Source organism: Anaerospora hongkongensis (assembly GCF_004339805.1).
GTDB classification, from domain to species: Bacteria; Bacillota; Negativicutes; order Sporomusales; family DSM-15969; genus Anaerospora; species Anaerospora hongkongensis.
This window is the reverse complement of sequence record NZ_SLUI01000026.1, coordinates 1-18333: the sequence shown is the minus strand read 5'-3', so window position 1 is coordinate 18333 and position 18333 is coordinate 1. Positions and strand designations below refer to the sequence as shown.

Genomic DNA, 18333 nt, shown 5'->3' with positions numbered 1-18333 from the left:
AATACGTGGGTATATCGATTGCTGTTGCTGGCTGCTGTTATTGTAATTCCCTGGATAGCCAGGTTTAGTTGGACGTTTACAGCCTGGTCCGCAGCAGGAACGTGCGCAATACTTTTCGGCTTTGCATTACAAGATAAGGATATGACTAAGCTCGGCGTTCGGCTTTTTGTCATCGGGGCAGCAGGCTTTTTTCTATGGGACTGGATGCGCGATTGGAAATATGCCGAACGGTATTATACATATAAATATTCCCTGATTTCATTGCAGAGCATTCTGATTACTGCCTGTTACCTTATTGCCCGCCAGCAGGCTCAGACCAATGCTTGCAGCGGTTTCCGGTATGGTAGGACGTTTACCTATTTTACAATTATCAATACCTGGTTGTATCTTTTGCATCTTAGTGGCGTGTTATTTATTTCCTCAGTTCCCCGCTGGCTTTATTACGAATTTTATAAGGTACTGTGCATGGCTTTTATCCATTTTACGGCAGGATACGGGGTTGTTCATATTCCTCTTGTTACCGACAACCTTGTACGGATCTTAGGAAAGATATTTTATCTTTGTGGTATTGTCCAGGTGCTATGGATTGATTTTTCTTTTTCGTTCATACAGGCTTTTTTCCGACTGCAAGTTGGCGATATAGCAGCGGCTGGTGTTTTTATTCTCATGAATGGTTTCATGCTGTTGGCGGGAAGAGAAGTCATATCCGCTATTGGGTTATTAAAATAAAGAAGCTGTTTCCGATAAAACTATCGGAAACAGCTTCTTTAGCAAGATTGACCGGAAAAAATAAAGGACTTGGTTGTTCACCAGTCCTTTATGCATTAAACGGCTCGTTGAATTTTTCCGGAACGGAGACAACGGGTACAAACATTAACTCGCTTAACTTCACCATCCAAAATGGCTTTAACCTTTTGAATGTTAGGTTTCCAAGTCCGCTTGGTCTTCAAATGGGAGTGACTTACATTAAAGCCGCTGCGCTCACCTTTTGCGCAAATTTCACAGACGTTGGCCATTTATTTCCACCTCCTCGCAGGACAAAGACTTTTCCATGTACAACGAGAATATTTTAGCATAAATTACGGTAACTATGCAAGTGCTGGAAGAATTAATTCTGAAATAAATAGTGTTCAGCAGGATTTTACTTTCATATATTGAACAAGTGAAAGAAATAAAAGCACAAAGGGGGCATAAAATTTGATTGAAAAAAATACTCCGATCATGGAAATTCTCCGCTTAAACCCCCGGGCCAGGGAGATATTTGCACGGCATGGAATGGGATGTATCGGCTGTTTAGCCTCAACAACCGAAACACTGGAAAATGGAGCTAAGATGCATGGCATTAACGTAGATGCACTACTGCGTGAATTAAATGCAGACGATTTACCTAAATGACAACTCCGATACAATATTTAAAAGGAGTCGGCCCGCAAAAAGCGGCTCTGCTGGCAAAACTCAATATTACTACGATTGGTGAGCTGCTTGAGCATTATCCCCGGCGCTACGAGGACCGTACCCAGTTTAGACAGATTTTTGAAGTAATGGACGGACAAGTAGAAACTTTTTGTGGCATTGTTACCGCGGTTAATGAAGTGAAGCCCAGAAGAGGTCTGATTATAACAAAAGTGCGTGTACAGGATCATTCGGGGGAAGCCGAACTGGTGTGGTTTAACCAACCTTATGTCAAACGAATGTTTAAAGCGGGGTTAGAGATTATTGTTTCAGGGAAGGTGGAACGCCGCTTCCGCAGTATACAGATAGCAAATCCTGAAGTGGAGTTCCTTTCTCCTAACGATACTACGTTGCATACGGGACGAATTGTACCGATATATCCAAGCAGTGAAAATATTAATCAGCAGTTTTTGCGAACATTGATCAAGCAGGCACTTGACAATGAACCGGAAATGAATGAGAATCTGCCGCAGGATATCATTCAGCAATATAGATTGATTGACCGGACTGCTGCTATCAAAAATATTCATTTCCCCGATAGTATGGAGGCATTGGCTGCCGCACGCAGAAGACTGGTTTTTGAAGAATTGTATTATTTGCAAAGCGGCTTGCTATTCTTAAAAAAGAAGCATCAGCAAAGCGGCAGTGGCATCAAACATGGACCAGACGGTGCGCAACTGGCAGCAGCACAAAAATGCCTGCCCTTTTCTCTAACGGCCGATCAGCAGCAGGCATTCAGGGAAATTGCCCATGATATGGAGGATGTTACTCCGATGCAGCGCCTATTGCAAGGCGATGTGGGCTCAGGCAAGACGGTTGTAGCTGCTCTGGCCTTAGTAAAAACAGTGGAAAACGGCTATCAAGGTGCGATGATGGCACCAACAGAAATATTAGCTGAGCAGCATTTTCATACACTTAGCCGCATGCTGGCGCCACTGGGAATTCGGATTGCCCAGTTGACAGGAAGCTTGACAAAACGAGTCCGTAAGGAAGTGTTGGACAGGCTTAGCAAGGGCCTAGTGGATATTATTATTGGAACACATGCCTTGATTCAGGAAGATGTTGTTTTTCAACATCTTGGGCTGGTAATTACCGATGAACAGCATCGCTTTGGTGTTAATCAGCGGGCGCTCCTGCAGGCAAAGGGCAATATGCCTGATGTGCTGGTAATGACAGCTACGCCTATACCGCGCACGATGGCTTTAACGGTGTACGGGGACTTGGATGTATCTTTAATTCGGCAAATGCCGCCTGGACGTAAGGCTATTAAAACCTATACCGCCAGCCCTGAGCTGCATGAGCGAGTCTATAATTTTGTACTGCGCGAAGTTCAAGCCGGTCGACAGGCTTATGTCGTGTGTCCGCTAGTAGAAGAGTCTGCCAAGCTGGAAGCACAATCCGCTACGCAGTTGTATGAGCAATTGCAAACTACGATTTTCAACAATGTTCCTTGCGGACTGGTTCACGGACGCTTGAAACCGCAGGAAAAAGATCAGGTCATGCAGGCTTTTTATCAAGCGGATATTAAGGTGTTGGTTGCAACCACCGTTATTGAGGTTGGGGTGAATGTTCCCAATGCAACCGTCATGGTTATAGAAGGAGCAGACCGTTTTGGGTTAGCCCAATTGCATCAATTGCGCGGCCGTATTGGTCGTGGTGAGCATCAATCGTACTGTATACTGCTTAGTGACAGTAAAAATCCGGAAACAAAAGAGCGGTTAGATATTATGACGCAAACTAGTGACGGTTTTGTATTGGCTGAAAAAGATTTGCTTCTGCGGGGGCCGGGACAGTTTTTTGGCAGTAGACAGCATGGACTGCCTGATTTAAAGATTGCTGATATTGTTAAAGATATTGAAGTCCTGTTAGAAGCACGCAAAGCAGCTATGCAGTCAGTAGAGATACCGGAGCATGTAATGCTGCTGCGTTCTGGCTTAACTGCACGGTTTGGGGAAAAATTCCGCCTTATGTTCTGCAATTAAGATAAAAAAAAGGGCGGCCTTAAGCCGCCGATTATGGGAGAGGAGAAAATTTACATTCCTAGTTATTTGCCATATGCCAATAACTTATTCATGATTCTAAAAAATTTTTAAAATTATTTTCCATCCTTGAAGAGCAAACTAGAATCAACTAGCTGCCAAGGAGGAAATTGCATGCAATATCATTATGAAGAAAATCTACTGCGCAATATTGCGGAAGAATGCCAGGAATTTGAACATATAATTAATGCTATGGGTTATGGCTATTCTTTGCTCAATGTATCAGCAGATGATTTCGTCCGCCGCTGCTCTGATTGTACTCATTGGTCTAATAGTGATTGTGACATTTTTCAGGAAGAAATAAATCGACCATAAGGGAAAGAGTATGGTTGATTGCAAAAGCACTGCATGTAGGCAGTGCTTTTCTCTTTGAAAGATTGTATTTTATGGTCTTATTTAGTAAGATGGATAAAGACGGTATCATCTAGGAGAGAATACGATGAATAAATTGTTCGGTTGGATCGTTATTATCATAGTAGCCGTTTTACTGTATGTATGGCAGCCGGATTTTTTTGATCATGCCTATAAGATTATTAAACAAGGGGATATTATCGCCTTGTCTGAATACCTGCGATCTTTTGGTGCAGGTGCTGTTGTCATGACATTACTTCTTTTTGTTGTCATGACGTTTACAATTGTTTTTCCGTTTATGATTCTTTCCGGTGCTGCCGGAATCGTCTTTGGCTTGTGGTGGGGGACGATTATTTCTTGGATGGGTGAAGTACTGGGCGCCCTGGTGATGTTTGTCTTTGCCCGCTATTTTTTCCGCCACGCTGTAGAGGGATGGATTACAAAGAGCCCCTATCTGAAACAGGTGGATGATTATAGTGCTGAAAACGGTTTTAAAGCACTGCTGATAGCAAGACTGCTTCCTTTAGCTCCATCGGGAATTATTACAGCTGTGGCGGCGATTAGCCGTATAAATTTCCGGGATTTTATGCTGGCTACTGTGTTGGGAAAACTTCCGCCGGTAATTATTAAAGTACTGTTAGGCCATGATCTTGTATTTGCTAGTGAAAATATGGGCAGGTTGATTGGTATTATCGTAATTATTATTGGTGTTTATGGTGCCTTATGGTGGTACAAGCGAAAGAATAGTAAACCCGCAGAGAAATAGTAAATGGAGCAGCAGGGAAACTCGGAGCGACGCCGAAAAAGTACTGATGATTTCTCATAGAAAAATTAGGGGTGGTGCTGTTATGCCAATTATCCAAATTGACATGCTGGAAGGACGGACTGTAGAGCAAAAGCGAAATTTAGTACAGAAGGTAACTGAGGTGGTTTGCGAAACCGCCAACTGTCCGGCTGAAGCGGTAACCATCGTGATACGCGATATGCCGTTTGAAAATCTCGGCAAAGCTGGAAAGCTGCGTATCGACGGTTAATAGTAACATCAATAAGAACAACCCATTTCGTATCGCTACGAGGTGGGTTGTTCTTCTGTGTATATAACACCATAGCTGCCTTTCGGGTAAAGGAATTCAATGTTTTTACAGGGACAGGCAAGCCGACAGGCGCCGCATTCAATACATTGCTTGTATAAGACGCTAATAGGGGAAGTGTCGGCATAATTCCACCTGAAAACTCCTGTAGGACAAATGGTCAGGCACGCTTGAGTCGGACAATTCTTGCAGCGCTTTTGATCAGCAATGATCACGTGCTGCCAGGCATCATCCGGTTTAAACTTAAGTGAGTTTATTTTTTCCTGTAGTGTACTCATTTCATTACCTTTAGAACCCGCCAGCTATCTTTGATTAGTTTACTCAAAGGCTGCATGCTGATCAGTTTTTGGAAGATAAATTTTCTTTTTGCCATTTTGGGCATGGTATAGACTTTGGCAACTTGAAAAGCCGCTTCATTGGCCATGCGTGTATAAAGATCAAACAAATAAGGGATATCAATTTGCATTTTTGCTACGCCGGCATTGGCTTTCATATCCTGGATAACGAAGCTTTCTTTCAAAAGTGTATAATAGAGTGAGAGCTTTTTCGCTGAAAAGTCACGGGCGATTTTAGCTGCATAAGCAGCTTTTGCGGCAAAGAAACCTGACCACATTGCGAGATTGACGCCATGGACGCCGTTAACCAGACCTGCAGCATCGCCGATAATCATTACCCCCGGATGAACAATATCCGGAATACTATAATAGCCGCCCTCAGGGATAAGCGCACTGCCGTACTCTGTTAATGTGCCGCCTGCTAGTAACGGCTTTAGATAGGGATGCCCTTTTAAACGCTCTAACAGTTCAGGTGGTTTGATTCCCGACTGGGAAAAATCAGACACAGACATACCGACATTGAGGCTTATGCTGTCCTTGAAGGTATGAATCGACCCAGTGCCATTCATTCCAGCCGTCGGGTAACCGTACAATCCAATGATTACACCTTCGTTCGGTGACAAGTGAAACCGTTCTTCGATTGTTTTGGCAGGCAGAGCAATTGTTTCTTTCACATACAAGGACATCGTAAGTGGTGATACGCGCTCAATGAGCTTGGCTTTTTCTGCGAGCAGGGAGTTGGCACCATCTGCCAGTACAATGATATCGGCAAGATAGTGGGAATTATTTGGTTCAGCAATTCTGACACCAATGGCCTGCTTTCCTTCAAAGAGCAGCTCTGCTGCATGCTGGCCGTTTATCAGTGTGGCGCCAGCAGTTACTGCTTTTTGGGCCAGCCATTGATAGAGGTGGATACGCTTTATGCTAAAGCGATTATAAGGAGCTGCCGCAAGGCGTTTGCTTTGAAAGCGGGTGCTTAGTACTGAATCCTCCGTCATCCACCAGAAGGCCTGATCGGTTACCATACGCTCCCATTTTACTTCATCCCAGAAGTTAGGGAAAAGCTTATGCGTATGCTCAGCAATGATGCTTACGCCGCCGCAGACCTTGGCACCAGGACAGCAGCCTCTCTCGACGAGTAAAACCGTCATTCCTTGTTGTGCCATAAAGTAAGCGGCCGTGCATCCGGCAGGCCCGGCACCGACAATAATTGCATCAAACTTTCCCGATGGAAGGGTATTGGGGCGGGGCGATTCGGGTTGTGACTTGCTATTAACTTTATAAGGTATTCGTACAGAATGTAGTTTTTTTATCAAGTCATTCACTTACCTTGCGTCATTTAATAAGGAAAAACTCTGCATGCGGAAGGATGAGGCTTATAATTGTCCAGAAAGGGTGCTCAGAAGCGTTAAAGCGAATTATAACCGGTTGTAAAATGATCACGCATACTGTAAAATACATGTCATGCCGAATTTCTTCGGAAAACGGGGGAACCATAATTGGGGTGAATCCGCATTACCATGCGGTAGGGATGTCCTCTTGTCCCGAATCCGTCAGCTAACCTCGTAGGCATATAGAGAGGGTGAATAACATGAATAAACTTTTTTTGACCTTAGGCTTACTTGTTATCGCAGGAGCTATTGTCTTTAGTTCCAAAGCGTTTGCTGCGGCTGCAGAGCATCCGGTTAAATCGGAGGCTATTGAAATGGTGGCCACTGCTTATGCTCCCGGCGCACACGATAATGGAAAATGGGGAGATCTGACCCATATGGGAACCAAAGTTCGTCCCGGCGTTATTGCCGTTGATCCTAAGCTGATTCCGTTAGGTTCACGCGTATATATTGAATTTGCCGACGGACATGGTGCCTATGCTACCGCTGAAGATACTGGCGGCGCAATTAAGGGAAACCGAATTGACATTGCCATGTCAACCGTAAGTGAAGCTTATGATTTTGGCATGCAAAAAGCAAAAGTATATATTCTAAAATAAAGAGGACTGTCAACTATCCCGGGCTTAGGCCCGGGATTTTTTCTATTATCTGTCCATCAACAATTACGTTGGCCACATGTGTGGAAATCGCGAAGGGATCGCCGTCGAAAATAACTAGATCGGCATCTTTTTCTACTTCAATACTGCCAACCCGGTTGCTGACGCCAATGATTTGAGCAGCATGCAAGGTGATTGCCCGTAAGGCCTCGGCGCGGGGCAGACCTGCTTTTATTGCTAATGCCGCTTCTAAGCGCAAACAGTTGATAGGCAAGAAAGGATGATCAGTAATGAGCGCGATTTTTACACCTGCTTCGTGCAGGAGTGCCGGTGTGCGATAGGTACGGTCCTTTAGTTCTACTTTAACCCGCGCAGTTATTGAAGGCCCTATTACTGCCGGAATAGAACGCTTGGCGATTTCTTCTGCGATTTTATGTCCGGCAGTAGCATGTTCCAGCGTGAGCAGCAAATTGAATTCATCGGCAATGCGAATTGCCGTCATAATATCATCGGCAGCATGGGCATGGGCACGCAGGGGAATTTCCCGGTTTAAGACCTGTACAAGTGCTTCCATGCGTAAATCACGCTCCCCATTACCGGAAGCCATATTACGGGCATAATTTTGGGCGGCAACCAGTTGCTCCCGGATCATGCCTGCAATCGTCATTCGTGTTGAGGGTGGACGATCTTTGGCCATGTAGATTTGGATCGGGTTTTCGCCAAAAGCAATTTTCATGCCCGCAGGCTGGCGCAGTACCATGTGGTCAATAACGTTGCCATAGGTTTTTATTGCTACGCTTTGTCCACCAATGACATTCTCGCTGCCTGGTGTAACAATAATGGTTGTGACTCCGCCGCATAGGGCGTCACTTATTCCCTGATCCTCAGGATTAATGGCATCGATGGCCCGTAAATGAGGGCAGAGAGGAGAGTTAACTTCGTTTTTGTCGATATGGGCCTGACCGACTCCTTCTTCAGCAATGCCGAGATGGGTATGGCAGTCGATCAAACCGGGAGTGATTTCCTTACCTGCAGCTGAAATAACAGTGGCATGGGAAGGAATAGCAATATGTTGGCCTACGGCAATAATTTTTTTCTGGTCAATTAGGATTACCGCGCCTTCAAGTGTTCCATTCGAAACCGTATGAACAACACCGCCGGTTATTGCGAGCATAATTACCTCCTAAAACGCAGTATTATGCTTAGTTTAAACAGTTCGCCAAATAAAAATCAGGACTTAAGCAAATTAGTTATTGCTTAGTCCTGATAATTTTAGAGGATTTTTTGGTCTATCAAATCAATTAACTGAGTAATTTCCGGTTTGGTAACTTGAGCAGCAGCTCCCAGCGCTTCGCCTTTGCGACGCATTTCTTCATTAATAAGAGAAGAGAAGATGATAACCGGCAGTGTCCGTAACTGTTCATGATCTTTAATGCGCTTAATTAGGTGATGACCATCCATTTGCGGCATTTCGATATCAGTAATAACCAAATGCAGCTGCTCCTCAATCGGTGCAGGGTTTGCCGCCATTTTTTCTAAGGTATCCCAGGCGATTTTACCATTTTCGGTGCTGAGCACATTATGATATCCGGCTACATGGAGTGTACTGAGCAAGAGATCACGCAGCATTTTTGAATCTTCAGCGATAAGAATAGTCTTGGTTTTTCTAATCTCCATTATATTTCCAGCGGCAGTAGGGATCGTCGTTAGCTTGCGGTTCATTTCCGGATTAATATCAGCAACAATTTTTTCGAAATCCAGCAAAACAACCATCTTTGTTGCCATTTTTACAATTCCAACAACCATATCGGAGTTTGTAATGTTAGGCGGTGCTTCCATTTCCGTCCAGGAGATGCGATGAATCCGGGAAACTTCATCAACCAGGAAGCCTACAAAGTAGTTGTTCAGTTCGCTGACAATAATTTTGTGTGAAACAGCATTTTGCTCGCTGCCAAGGCATTTGGCTAAATTCACTAATGGCATTACCTTGCCCCGCAGAGTAAAAACACCTTCAACATAGGGGTGCATATTGGGCATTTTTGTAATTTCAAGAGGATTAATTACTTCGCGGACTTTGGCAACATTGATGCCATAAGTAACAGAGCCAACCGCAAATTCAACAATTTCAAACTCATTGGTACCAGTCTCTAATAATATACCTTTGTTATTAGACATGGTTTTAATTCCTTTCTTCTTATAGCATTTGTTCATAATAATTCCATTATCGCTTTGCATTTCCTTCTTTAATTTACAAAAACTACTGTTTTTTTACAAAAAACAACCTTTTTTTCACATAAAAAGAGGTAGCATTGGCTAGGTTATGTATGATATACTATGCAGAATAAGTAGGAAACCATTGAAAGGAGTAAGAATATGCTCGAAAATAAATTTGGCCCTGAAGGATTAACCTTCGATGATGTATTGCTTGTTCCAGCAAGGTCAGAAGTATTGCCTCGTGACGTGGAAGTGGGGACATATCTGACTCGTAATATTAAACTGAACACACCAATTATCAGCTCGGGAATGGATACTGTAACTGAAGCCCGCATGGCAATTGCCATGGCACGGGAAGGCGGTTTGGGTGTCATACATAAAAATATGTCCATTGAACGGCAAGCCAATGAAATTGATAAAGTAAAACGGTCAGAACATGGGATTATCGTAGATCCGATTTTTTTATCACCTAGCAATACGCTGCAGGATGCCAATAGTCTGATGGAGAAATACCGGATTTCCGGTGTTCCTATTACAGAGAATGGTAAATTAGTAGGGATCATTACCAACCGGGATATGCGCTTTGAAACAGATATGAAAAAGAAGATCAGTCAAAGCATGACCCGGGAACACTTGATTACCGCTCCGGTTGGAACATCACCGGAAGAGGCAAAAGAAATCCTCAGACATCACCGTATTGAAAAATTGCCACTGGTTGACCACGATGGTAACTTAAAAGGGTTAATTACCATTAAAGATATTGAAAAAGCCCAGAAATATCCGAATTCGGCCAAGGACGCCAAAAGTCGTCTGCTGGTTGCCGCTGCGGTAGGTGTAGGTGCGGATATGATGGATCGTGTAGATGCCATTATTGCTGCTAAGGTAGACGTAATTGTCATTGATACTGCCCATGGCCATTCCGTCGGCGTTCTTCAGTCCGTTAAACAAATTAAAGAAATTTATCCCCATATTGATTTGATTGCAGGCAATATTGCAACTGCCGAAGCTGCCCGTGATTTGATTGAGGCCGGAGCGGACGCAGTGAAAGTAGGTATTGGGCCGGGATCAATTTGTACAACCCGTGTTATTGCAGGCATTGGTGTGCCGCAGATTACAGCTGTCTATAACTGTGCCAAGGCTGCGCGTGAGTACAACGTGCCTGTAATTGCTGACGGAGGAATTAAGTACTCTGGGGATATTGCCAAAGCAATTGCCGCAGGTGCCAATGTTGTTATGATTGGCAATTTGCTGGCCGGTACAGAGGAAAGTCCTGGCGAAACGGTTATTTATCAAGGCCGGAGCTATAAGGTATACCGGGGAATGGGTTCGCTGGGGGCGATGGCTGACGGCAGTAAAGACCGCTACTTCCAGGAAAACATGGACAAGCTTGTTCCGGAAGGAATCGAAGGCCGCGTACCTTATAAAGGATCCGTTGCCGATACATTGTTCCAAATGGTTGGCGGGCTGCGGGCAAGTATGGGGTATTGTGGCGTGCGTAATATTGAAGAACTTATTACAAAAACGCAATTTATCCGCATTACAAGTGCCGGCTTGAAAGAAAGCCATCCTCATGATGTTAATATCACAAAAGAAGCTCCTAATTATAGCCTTTAGAAACAAACAACATCCCTTTGCCGAAGCCGGCAAGGGGATGTTGTTTGTTTATTCGCTGATTTGGTGAAAATGTTGGTTTGTCATTGGGTATACTAACTGTAGAGGGGAGTTGGAAACCCGATGGAAAAACAAGGTAAAGATCAAAAATTCACGCGAAAAAAATGGTGGCGTGAGTATTTCGTTGACAGTATCATTGTTCTCGTAATATTGTCACTATTTGCCAGTATTGGCTATGCTTTCTTTAGTCTGCCTAAAACGGATAATTTAGATCAACTGCAGTTAGTAGCCGCTACACAGGTTTTCGATATTAATGGACAGCTTATCTCAAAATTATTTGAAGAAAACCGGATTGTAGTTACGATTAACAATATTTCTCCGTATGTCCAGCAAGCGATTGTGGCCAATGAAGACACTCGCTTTTACAGTCATTTCGGCATTGACCCGATCGGTATTATGCGGGCAGCTGTTATTAATCTCCGCTATGGCGGCATTGTTGAAGGTGGCAGTACGATTACTCAGCAGCTTGCTAAAAACCTGTTCCTTACACAGGAGCAGACCTTCGGACGAAAAATTAAGGAAGCATTATTGGCTATTTTAATCGAACGTAAGTTTTCGAAGCAAGAAATTTTACAGGCATATTTAAATCAGGTTTATTTTGGTGAAGGTGCTTATGGAATAGAAGCGGCCTCCCAGCTTTATCTGGGCAAACATGCAAGTGAACTGACCCTAGCGGAAAGTGCCTTGCTGGCAGGCTTGCCGCGAGGTCCGAACATATATTCCCCCTATGCGGATATTACTGCTGCCGTTAACCGCCGTTCCGTCGTATTAGCCGGTCTGGTGAAAGAAGGCTTTATCACGGAGCAGCAGGCCGCGACCGCGAATCGTGAGCAGGTACAGTTGGCAGGTAAAAAAAAGCGAACGGTACAGGCGTCCTATTTTCTAGATTACATAGCAAATGAATTGGTAGGGCGTTATGGGGCAAACCGAGTTTATAAGGGTGGCTTGAAGGTATATACAACTTTAGATCTCCAAACCCAGCAGGCTGCGGAAGCGGTTTTGGGAGAGTTTCAGGGAGCAGTTTTAGCACTTGATGCCCGAACAGGCTATATTAAGGCGATGGTAGGCGGCCGTAATTATGAAGAAAGTCAAACGAACCGGGTGCTGTCCGAGGTCAGACAGCCAGGATCGGCATTTAAACCGATTCTTTATGCTGCTGCTTTAAATAGCGGTCTCACGGCAGCCTCGGTGATCGTAGATGAACCCATCAATATCGGCGGCTACGTGCCGCAAAACTATGACAAGAAGTTTCGTGGGTCCATTACCTTGAAAAAAGCAGTCCGCTGGTCGGTTAACGTTGCTGCGGTAAAAGTGGGCCAGCAAATCGGCATGGAGAATGTACTGAATTTAGCGCGGGCAATGGGAATTTCGACAATCGTTCCGGAAGATAACAATCTGGCTTCTGCACTGGGCGGCCTTACGCAAGGAGTAAGTCTATTTGAGTTAACAACTGCTTATACTGGATTTGCCAACGGTGGCGTTATCTCAAAACCTGTTGCTATCATTAAGGTGCTGGATGAAAACGGACGCTTGCTGGAGCAATCCCAGCTGAGCCAGCAAACGGCTCTACAGCCTGACGTGGCTTACATTGTAACCGATATACTAAAGAGTGTGCTGGAAAATGGGACAGGTACACCGGCTAATCTTGGCCGTCCGGCTGCAGGGAAAACCGGTACTACCGATAACTATGAAACGGCCTGGTTTATGGGGTATACGCCGGAATTAGTCGTAGGCATCTATATCGGTAATGATAATCGTAAGCCTGTAGGCATTTCCGGTACTGAAGTTTCTGCTCTCTGGGGCACCATGATGAGTAAAGTTGTACGGGATGTGAAACCGGTAGATTTCGCTGTTCCGCCGAATATAATCACAAAACTGGCTGTTTGTGCCGATTCTGGCAAGCTTGCGCCGGGTTCCGGCTGCTCTGATGTTGAATACAGTGCCTTTATACGGGGAACGGAGCCGAAAATCAGCGCACGCGGCGGGCAGTCCTCGCCATCGCCCAATCAGCGCGATAACCGTCCCTTCTGGAAGCTTCCCTGGCGATTGCCCGGATTTTAATATTATGGTAAAATGCTACGTAATAGGGAGAACTTGGCAGCAGGAGGAAAGACGTGCAAGCAAAAGTCAATGTATTAGGGATTCCTGTTGATTCTATTACCATGGAATCAGCCGTAGCAAAAATTGAAGCCTTTATCCAGGAGGCCAGCCCGCACTTAATAGCAACAGCCAACGCTGAAATGGTTATGCTCGCGCAGCAAGATAATGAGCTTATGGATATACTGCAGCATGCGTCTTTAGTCGTACCTGACGGGGCTGGAGTCGTATGGGCCGCCCGTTATCAAGGAAACGAGGTGCTTGAGAGGGTAGCCGGTTTTGATTTGACACAGCGATTACTTGCAGAAGCGGCTATAAAAGGGTACCGGGTTTATTTTTTCGGAGCAGGTCCGGGAATAGCGGAGCAAGCAAAACAAACGGCCGAAGCACGCTATCCCGGTATCCATATTGTCAAAACACGGGATGGGTATTTTACTGAGGCCGATGAAGCTGAAATTATCGAAGATATTGTAAGCATGCAGCCTCACATTCTGCTTGCGGCATTAGGGGTGCCAAAGCAGGAAAAGTGGCTGATGCGAAACCTGAACAAACTGCAGGTTCCTGTGGCTATAGGAGTAGGCGGAACGCTTGATGTAATGGCCGGAACGGTCAAACGGGCACCCTTGTGGATGCAGCAGGCAAACCTTGAATGGCTGTATCGTTTGTTAAAACAACCGCAGCGTGCAATCCGGATGCTGGCTTTACCCCGCTTCGTTTTAAAGGTAATAATGGACAAAAAATAGTTAGACAAAGTAATAGTGGTATATTATAATAGGTTGAGAATTCACAGAGAAAGACAAGGGGGTTGCTTTGGAGGAGGTGGATACGTGGTAAAAACGCCTGTAGTTAAAGAAGGTTACATATATATTGGCACACTCATTCTCATAACAATTGTTACGGCGATGGCTGTTGATCCTTATTGGGCAATTATTCCCGGAGTGCTGGCATCTTTTGTTACCTTCTTCTTTCGCAATCCTAAACGCACTATTCCTGTAGATGATACGCTTGTCGTGTCACCTGCTGATGGCAGGGTCATGGGGGTCACCGAGGTTTTTGAAGACCAATTCTTGAATGCAACTGGCAAAAAGGTAACCATTTTTCTGTCTGTATTTGATGTACATGTTAACCGCAGTCCTGTTGCCGGTGAAATAAAATTTCAGCAATATACTTGCGGTCGTTTCCGGCCGGCGTATAAAGAATCTGTTGGCTGTGAGAATGAACGTCATTCTATTGGCCTGGAGAATCAACATATGCGGGTGCTGGTGACCCAGATAGCCGGGTTGATTGCACGACGAATTGTTTCCTGGGTAACTCTTGGATCAACGCTTAAGCATGGAGAACGTTATGGATTGATAAAATTTGGCTCCTGCACAGAAGTAATTGTTCCTCAAGCGGTAGAAATCCTTGTAAAAAAAGGTGACCGTGTCAAAGGCGGGGAGACCATTATAGGGAGGTTGCCTACTTGAGAAGTTTTATTCCTAATGCTTTAACGGCACTAAATCTCGTACTAGGTGTATCGGCAATTATTAGTACTATTGACGGCGCTTTTTCAACGGCCGCATTGCTTATCGTGGCCGCGCTGGTTGCCGACGGAATGGATGGAAGGGTTGCCCGTTATTTTCAAACCAGCAGTGATTTCGGTAAAGAATTGGACTCGCTGTGTGATGTGGTCTCATTTGGCGTTGCTCCCGCCATTTTAGCCTATGTATTTGTTTTGCACGAGTATGGTCTTATAGGGTTATTGGCTGCCGCTGCTTTTGCTACCTGTGGAGCATTGCGCCTTGCCCGGTTTAATGTTAATACGGGTGTGGTAAAAGGCTATTTTATGGGTCTGCCGATCCCGGCAAGTGGTTGTGTAATTGCTACATATGTTATGCTTGGCATAAAAACGCCGAGCTGGCTGGTGCTGGCCCTTACTGTAATTTTTGCCTATTTGATGGTAAGTACCATTCGCTACCCTGACTTTAAAGGCAAAGACGGCGAGCGCATTCGGATTATTCCATTAGTAATTACCGTTCTGGTAAGTGGCTATATTCTGTTTTTGGTTCACGAGGCATTTTTGTTTGTAGGCTTTTTTGCCTATGCACTGTTTGGGATGCTGAATACGTTGTTCAGCTTATTTGACTCTCCTACTTCAGCCTCATAATTAGTGGATTTGTATCCTCTCCGGGATACATATTTTTTTGCGGGTTATATTATTTAGTAACCAAAATATGCTTGACAACCGGAAAGAACCAAAATTACAATTATTTTGGTGTTAGTACTACGTTTTTTATCTCGTTTTTAAAAAAGGAGACTAATCCATGAACTATATTTTTGACTACATAATGATCCCGATGCAATTGATCATCGTTTTTTTTACGTTGTATTATTTTTTCCTTGCGTTCTTTGGGATGTGGCGTCGAAAAGAGAAGAAGATTTTAACCCCTCAAAAATCATTTGCCGTAATTGTTGCTGCCCATAATGAGGAACAGGTTATAGGTCAGTTGGTGGAAAATCTCCAGATACTCAACTATCCTCGCGAAATGTACGACATTTTTGTTGTTGCAGACAACTGTACCGATAGCACGGCGCACATTGCCCAGTCAGCGGGTGCGATTGTTCACGAACGCTTTAATACAGAGCAGCGTGGTAAAGGTTATGCTATGGAGTGGATGTTCAGTAAACTGCTCCGTATGGAACGCCGTTATGATGCAGTCGTTGTATTTGACGCTGATAACCTCGTTCATCCTAATTTTCTTTTGGAAATGAATAACAAGCTGTGTAAAGGTGAAAAGGTTATTCAAGGGTACTTGCATGCAAAGAATCCTTGTGACACATGGATAGCAGGAACTTTTGCCATTTCTTTCTGGGTAGTCAACCATGTCTGGCACTTAGCAAAATATAATTTAGGTTTATCGAGCGTTCTGGGCGGTACAGGGATGTGTATTGCTACGGATATCTTAGAGAAACACGGCTGGGGCGCCACTTGCTTAACGGAAGATATGGAATTTACAATGAAAGTGCTGCTTCAGGGCGTTCGTACTACCTGGGCTCATGATGCTATTGTGTATGACGAAAAGCCACTCACATTCGCGCAATCATGGCACCAGCGCAAACGCTGGGCTCAAGGCCATTTTGATGTTGGCGGACGCTATATCGGCAAGCTTCTGGCTGAAGGAATAAGAAGACGGGATATCCGTTTGCTTGACGGTGTTCTGCACTTAGTGCAGCCTCATTTTCTTATTTTATCAACTACCTTTGTCCTAGCTAGCTATGTATATCATCTTGTTCCTTTTTACACCAATATCCTGTATATGATTTTGCCTATTGAGGTATGGACGATTATTGCAGTAGGCCAGTATATTTTTCCTGTTATCGTTTTAGCTAAGATCAGAGCTCCCTTAAAATGCTGGTTTTACATGATTTTTTATCCACTATTTGTTTACAGCTGGATTCCAATTACCTTTCTCGGTTTTATTCACCGTAATGACCGGGTTTGGAGTCACACCCAGCATACACGCAGCATGAGTTACCGTGAAATTTTGCTTACACAGTCATCGAATGAATTTAAAGAGAATCTTCTCAGTAAACAAGCTGCAAAATAAAGACAAAAAGATGAGTTGTTACTCATCTTTTTTGTCTTATCATAGTAGTATAGTCTTATGAATTCCGGTTAAGAATGAAAAGGCATGACTTTTATATGGAGGGATAATAACATGCATATTCTGCTTACTAACGATGACGGTATTAACGCTCCTGGCATTCAGGCACTGTGGCAGGAACTGTCGGCACTGGGTACTGTTTCAGTAGTAGCACCTGCCAGTGAAAAAAGTGCTTCAAGCCAGGCCATTACTGTTCATCATCCGATACGCGTAGACCGTCATTGTCTCGATAATCCTGGCATATGTGCCTGGAGAGTAGATGGAACCCCCACTGACTGTGTAAAATTAGCTGTTGAAGCATTACTGCCTGAACCTCCTGATGTGGTTGTTTCCGGTATTAATCAGGGGCCGAATTTGGGGACTGATGTGTTGTATTCGGGAACGGTGAGTGCGGCAATCGAGGCAGCTTTGTTTAATATACCGGCTATCGCAGTCTCATTAGATTCCTGGAAATCGGATGCATTTTTACCGGCAGCCCGTTTTGCGCGACGGCTGGTAGAAACAGTACTGAAACAGCAATTGCCGCCCAATACCCTGCTTAATGTGAATGTTCCCGATTTAGCTGAACCGGATTTAAAAGGAGTAAGCATCACCAAGCTAGGGGTCCGTTTATATGAAAATACCTTCGATCAGCGGACTGATCCACGCGGCAGGTCTTACTATTGGATGGGCGGCAGCGTAGTTGATAATGAAAACGATCCGGACAGTGACATTACGGCTGTTAAACAAGGAAAAATTTCTGTTACGCCAATTCATTTTGATCTTACCAATTATCGGATTATGGATATGATCAAGCAGTGGCAGTTATGATTCCAGATAATATCCGGGTATATTTGGCAAGAATTTGCATAAATTTACAGTAAAACTCGTAGGAGGGAGCACTGTGAATAAAATATCCCGGCGTTTGCGCTCAAATACCCAGCCCCCCAGGTCGGATGGTACGGCAGTATTAATTTTTAAGGGCGTAATCACGAGTGTTGCTGTGTCAGTTTTCTGTATTCTTTTCTTATCACTTATCAGCCTAACAAGTGATAATTCTTTTATTGATGCGTACATGCAATATATACTGGTAGGGGTAAGCCTGACAAGTATCTTTATTGGCAGTGCATACGCCACGCAGAAGGCCCAAACGATGGGGCTTATTATTGGCATGACGGTAGGAATTATTTACGTTCTGGTTTCATTAGGGATTGGCGTTGAACTAAATAATGACACTCTATCTATTTTTGTTGTGGCTAATAAAATCGTTGCCGGTCTTGCTGCCGGTGCCTTAGGTGGATTAGTAGGGGTAAATTTATGATTGGTTGTTGTTTTTTCTTCAGAGTCAAGAACTTGGTGTAAACCAAGTTCTTTTTTATTGCGTCTGCAGAATACCACACGCTAGGCGTGTGGTTCCAAAAAGCTTATAGCTATGCCTCGAAAAAAGCAGCCTCCCTTGTTAGAATAAATGCA

Annotated in this window: 20 protein-coding genes and 1 riboswitch; of the genes, 15 read left to right on the top strand and 5 right to left on the bottom strand. The window is 44.3% G+C overall.

The genetic code is table 11. From position 1 onward, the window contains the following. Positions 1 to 18: 18 nt before the first annotated feature. A complete protein-coding gene (locus tag EV210_RS21990; RefSeq protein WP_132083700.1) occupies positions 19 to 729 on the top strand; it encodes a hypothetical protein in 711 nt (236 codons plus the stop codon). A gap of 95 nt (positions 730 to 824) precedes the next feature. On the opposite strand, the gene rpmB is transcribed toward EV210_RS21990, so the two are convergent. Next, entirely contained in the window at positions 825 to 1016 is a 192-nt protein-coding gene (gene rpmB, locus EV210_RS21985; RefSeq protein WP_132083698.1) for a 50S ribosomal protein L28, read from the bottom strand. Between the two features lie 181 nt (positions 1017 to 1197). Here rpmB and EV210_RS21980 point away from each other — a divergent pair, with 181 nt between their 5' ends. The 5 genes from EV210_RS21980 to EV210_RS21960 all read left to right on the top strand — a co-directional run bounded on the left by EV210_RS21980 (position 1198) and on the right by EV210_RS21960 (position 4876). After that, on the top strand, positions 1198 to 1395 hold the full coding sequence (locus EV210_RS21980) for a DUF1858 domain-containing protein (RefSeq protein WP_132083696.1): 198 nt from the start codon (positions 1198 to 1200) through the stop codon (positions 1393 to 1395). Then, positions 1392 to 3434: an ATP-dependent DNA helicase RecG gene (recG, locus tag EV210_RS21975; RefSeq protein ID WP_132083694.1), complete on the top strand. Its 2043-nt coding sequence runs from the start codon at positions 1392 to 1394 to the stop codon at positions 3432 to 3434. The genes EV210_RS21980 and recG overlap by 4 nt, the downstream gene beginning before the upstream one ends. A 171-nt stretch (positions 3435 to 3605) precedes the next feature. Next, positions 3606 to 3806 carry a hypothetical protein gene (locus EV210_RS21970; RefSeq protein ID WP_132083692.1) on the top strand — a complete coding sequence of 67 codons (201 nt, stop codon included), beginning with the start codon at positions 3606 to 3608 and terminating at the stop codon, positions 3804 to 3806. A 124-nt stretch (positions 3807 to 3930) separates the two neighbouring features. Then, complete coding sequence (locus EV210_RS21965) at positions 3931 to 4608, top strand: TVP38/TMEM64 family protein (RefSeq protein WP_132083690.1); 678 nt, start codon at positions 3931 to 3933, stop codon at positions 4606 to 4608. Between the two features lie 82 nt (positions 4609 to 4690). Next, positions 4691 to 4876, top strand: coding sequence for a 4-oxalocrotonate tautomerase (locus EV210_RS21960; protein ID WP_132083688.1), 186 nt, complete (start codon positions 4691 to 4693; stop codon positions 4874 to 4876). 35 nt (positions 4877 to 4911) lie between these two features. Here EV210_RS21960 and EV210_RS21955 read toward each other — a convergent pair whose 3' ends face one another. Together EV210_RS21955 and EV210_RS21950 are read right to left on the bottom strand one after the other, a co-directional pair. Next, positions 4912 to 5211: a ferredoxin family protein gene (locus EV210_RS21955; protein WP_132083686.1), complete on the bottom strand. Its 300-nt coding sequence runs from the start codon at positions 5209 to 5211 to the stop codon at positions 4912 to 4914. Continuing rightward, positions 5208 to 6584 (bottom strand): FAD-dependent oxidoreductase, encoded by a 1377-nt coding sequence (locus EV210_RS21950; protein WP_243650677.1) that lies wholly within the window; start codon positions 6582 to 6584, stop codon positions 5208 to 5210. The genes EV210_RS21955 and EV210_RS21950 overlap by 4 nt, the downstream gene beginning before the upstream one ends. Before the next feature lie 139 nt (positions 6585 to 6723). Next, positions 6724 to 6854, top strand: a riboswitch (cyclic di-AMP (ydaO/yuaA leader). A 5-nt stretch (positions 6855 to 6859) separates the two neighbouring features. Here EV210_RS21950 and EV210_RS23395 point away from each other — a divergent pair. Beyond that, positions 6860 to 7258 (top strand): 3D domain-containing protein, encoded by a 399-nt coding sequence (locus tag EV210_RS23395; RefSeq protein ID WP_132083684.1) that lies wholly within the window; start codon positions 6860 to 6862, stop codon positions 7256 to 7258. Between the two features lie 13 nt (positions 7259 to 7271). Here EV210_RS23395 and EV210_RS21940 read toward each other — a convergent pair whose 3' ends face one another. Then, positions 7272 to 8429, bottom strand: coding sequence for an amidohydrolase (locus tag EV210_RS21940; RefSeq protein ID WP_132083682.1), 1158 nt, complete (start codon positions 8427 to 8429; stop codon positions 7272 to 7274). 98 nt (positions 8430 to 8527) lie between these two features. After that, on the bottom strand, positions 8528 to 9430 hold the full coding sequence (locus EV210_RS21935; RefSeq protein WP_132083680.1) for a chemotaxis protein: 903 nt from the start codon (positions 9428 to 9430) through the stop codon (positions 8528 to 8530). Between the two features lie 198 nt (positions 9431 to 9628). On the opposite strand from EV210_RS21935, the gene guaB reads away from it, so the two are divergent. The 8 genes from guaB to EV210_RS21895 all read left to right on the top strand — a co-directional run bounded on the left by guaB (position 9629) and on the right by EV210_RS21895 (position 18181). Beyond that, positions 9629 to 11083, top strand: a complete 1455-nt coding sequence (guaB, locus tag EV210_RS21930) for an IMP dehydrogenase (RefSeq protein ID WP_132083677.1) — start codon at positions 9629 to 9631, stop codon at positions 11081 to 11083. A gap of 120 nt (positions 11084 to 11203) precedes the next feature. Beyond that, the gene (locus EV210_RS21925; protein WP_132083675.1) at positions 11204 to 13201 is read left to right on the top strand and encodes a transglycosylase domain-containing protein; all 1998 of its coding nucleotides are present in this window, start codon (positions 11204 to 11206) and stop codon (positions 13199 to 13201) included. Between the two features lie 53 nt (positions 13202 to 13254). Further along, a complete protein-coding gene (locus tag EV210_RS21920; RefSeq protein ID WP_207900807.1) occupies positions 13255 to 13980 on the top strand; it encodes a WecB/TagA/CpsF family glycosyltransferase in 726 nt (241 codons plus the stop codon). An 84-nt stretch (positions 13981 to 14064) separates the two neighbouring features. Continuing rightward, positions 14065 to 14703, top strand: a complete 639-nt coding sequence (locus EV210_RS21915) for a phosphatidylserine decarboxylase family protein (protein ID WP_132083673.1) — start codon at positions 14065 to 14067, stop codon at positions 14701 to 14703. Further along, entirely contained in the window at positions 14700 to 15383 is a 684-nt protein-coding gene (gene pssA, locus EV210_RS21910; RefSeq protein ID WP_132083671.1) for a CDP-diacylglycerol--serine O-phosphatidyltransferase, read from the top strand. Before EV210_RS21915 ends, pssA begins: the two co-directional genes overlap by 4 nt. Before the next feature lie 157 nt (positions 15384 to 15540). Next, a complete protein-coding gene (locus EV210_RS21905) occupies positions 15541 to 16824 on the top strand; it encodes a glycosyltransferase family 2 protein (RefSeq protein WP_132083669.1) in 1284 nt (427 codons plus the stop codon). A gap of 111 nt (positions 16825 to 16935) precedes the next feature. After that, on the top strand, positions 16936 to 17691 hold the full coding sequence (gene surE, locus EV210_RS21900; protein WP_132083667.1) for a 5'/3'-nucleotidase SurE: 756 nt from the start codon (positions 16936 to 16938) through the stop codon (positions 17689 to 17691). Between the two features lie 73 nt (positions 17692 to 17764). Then, a complete protein-coding gene (locus EV210_RS21895) occupies positions 17765 to 18181 on the top strand; it encodes a TIGR04086 family membrane protein (RefSeq protein WP_132083665.1) in 417 nt (138 codons plus the stop codon). The last annotated feature ends 152 nt before the right edge of the window (positions 18182 to 18333 follow it).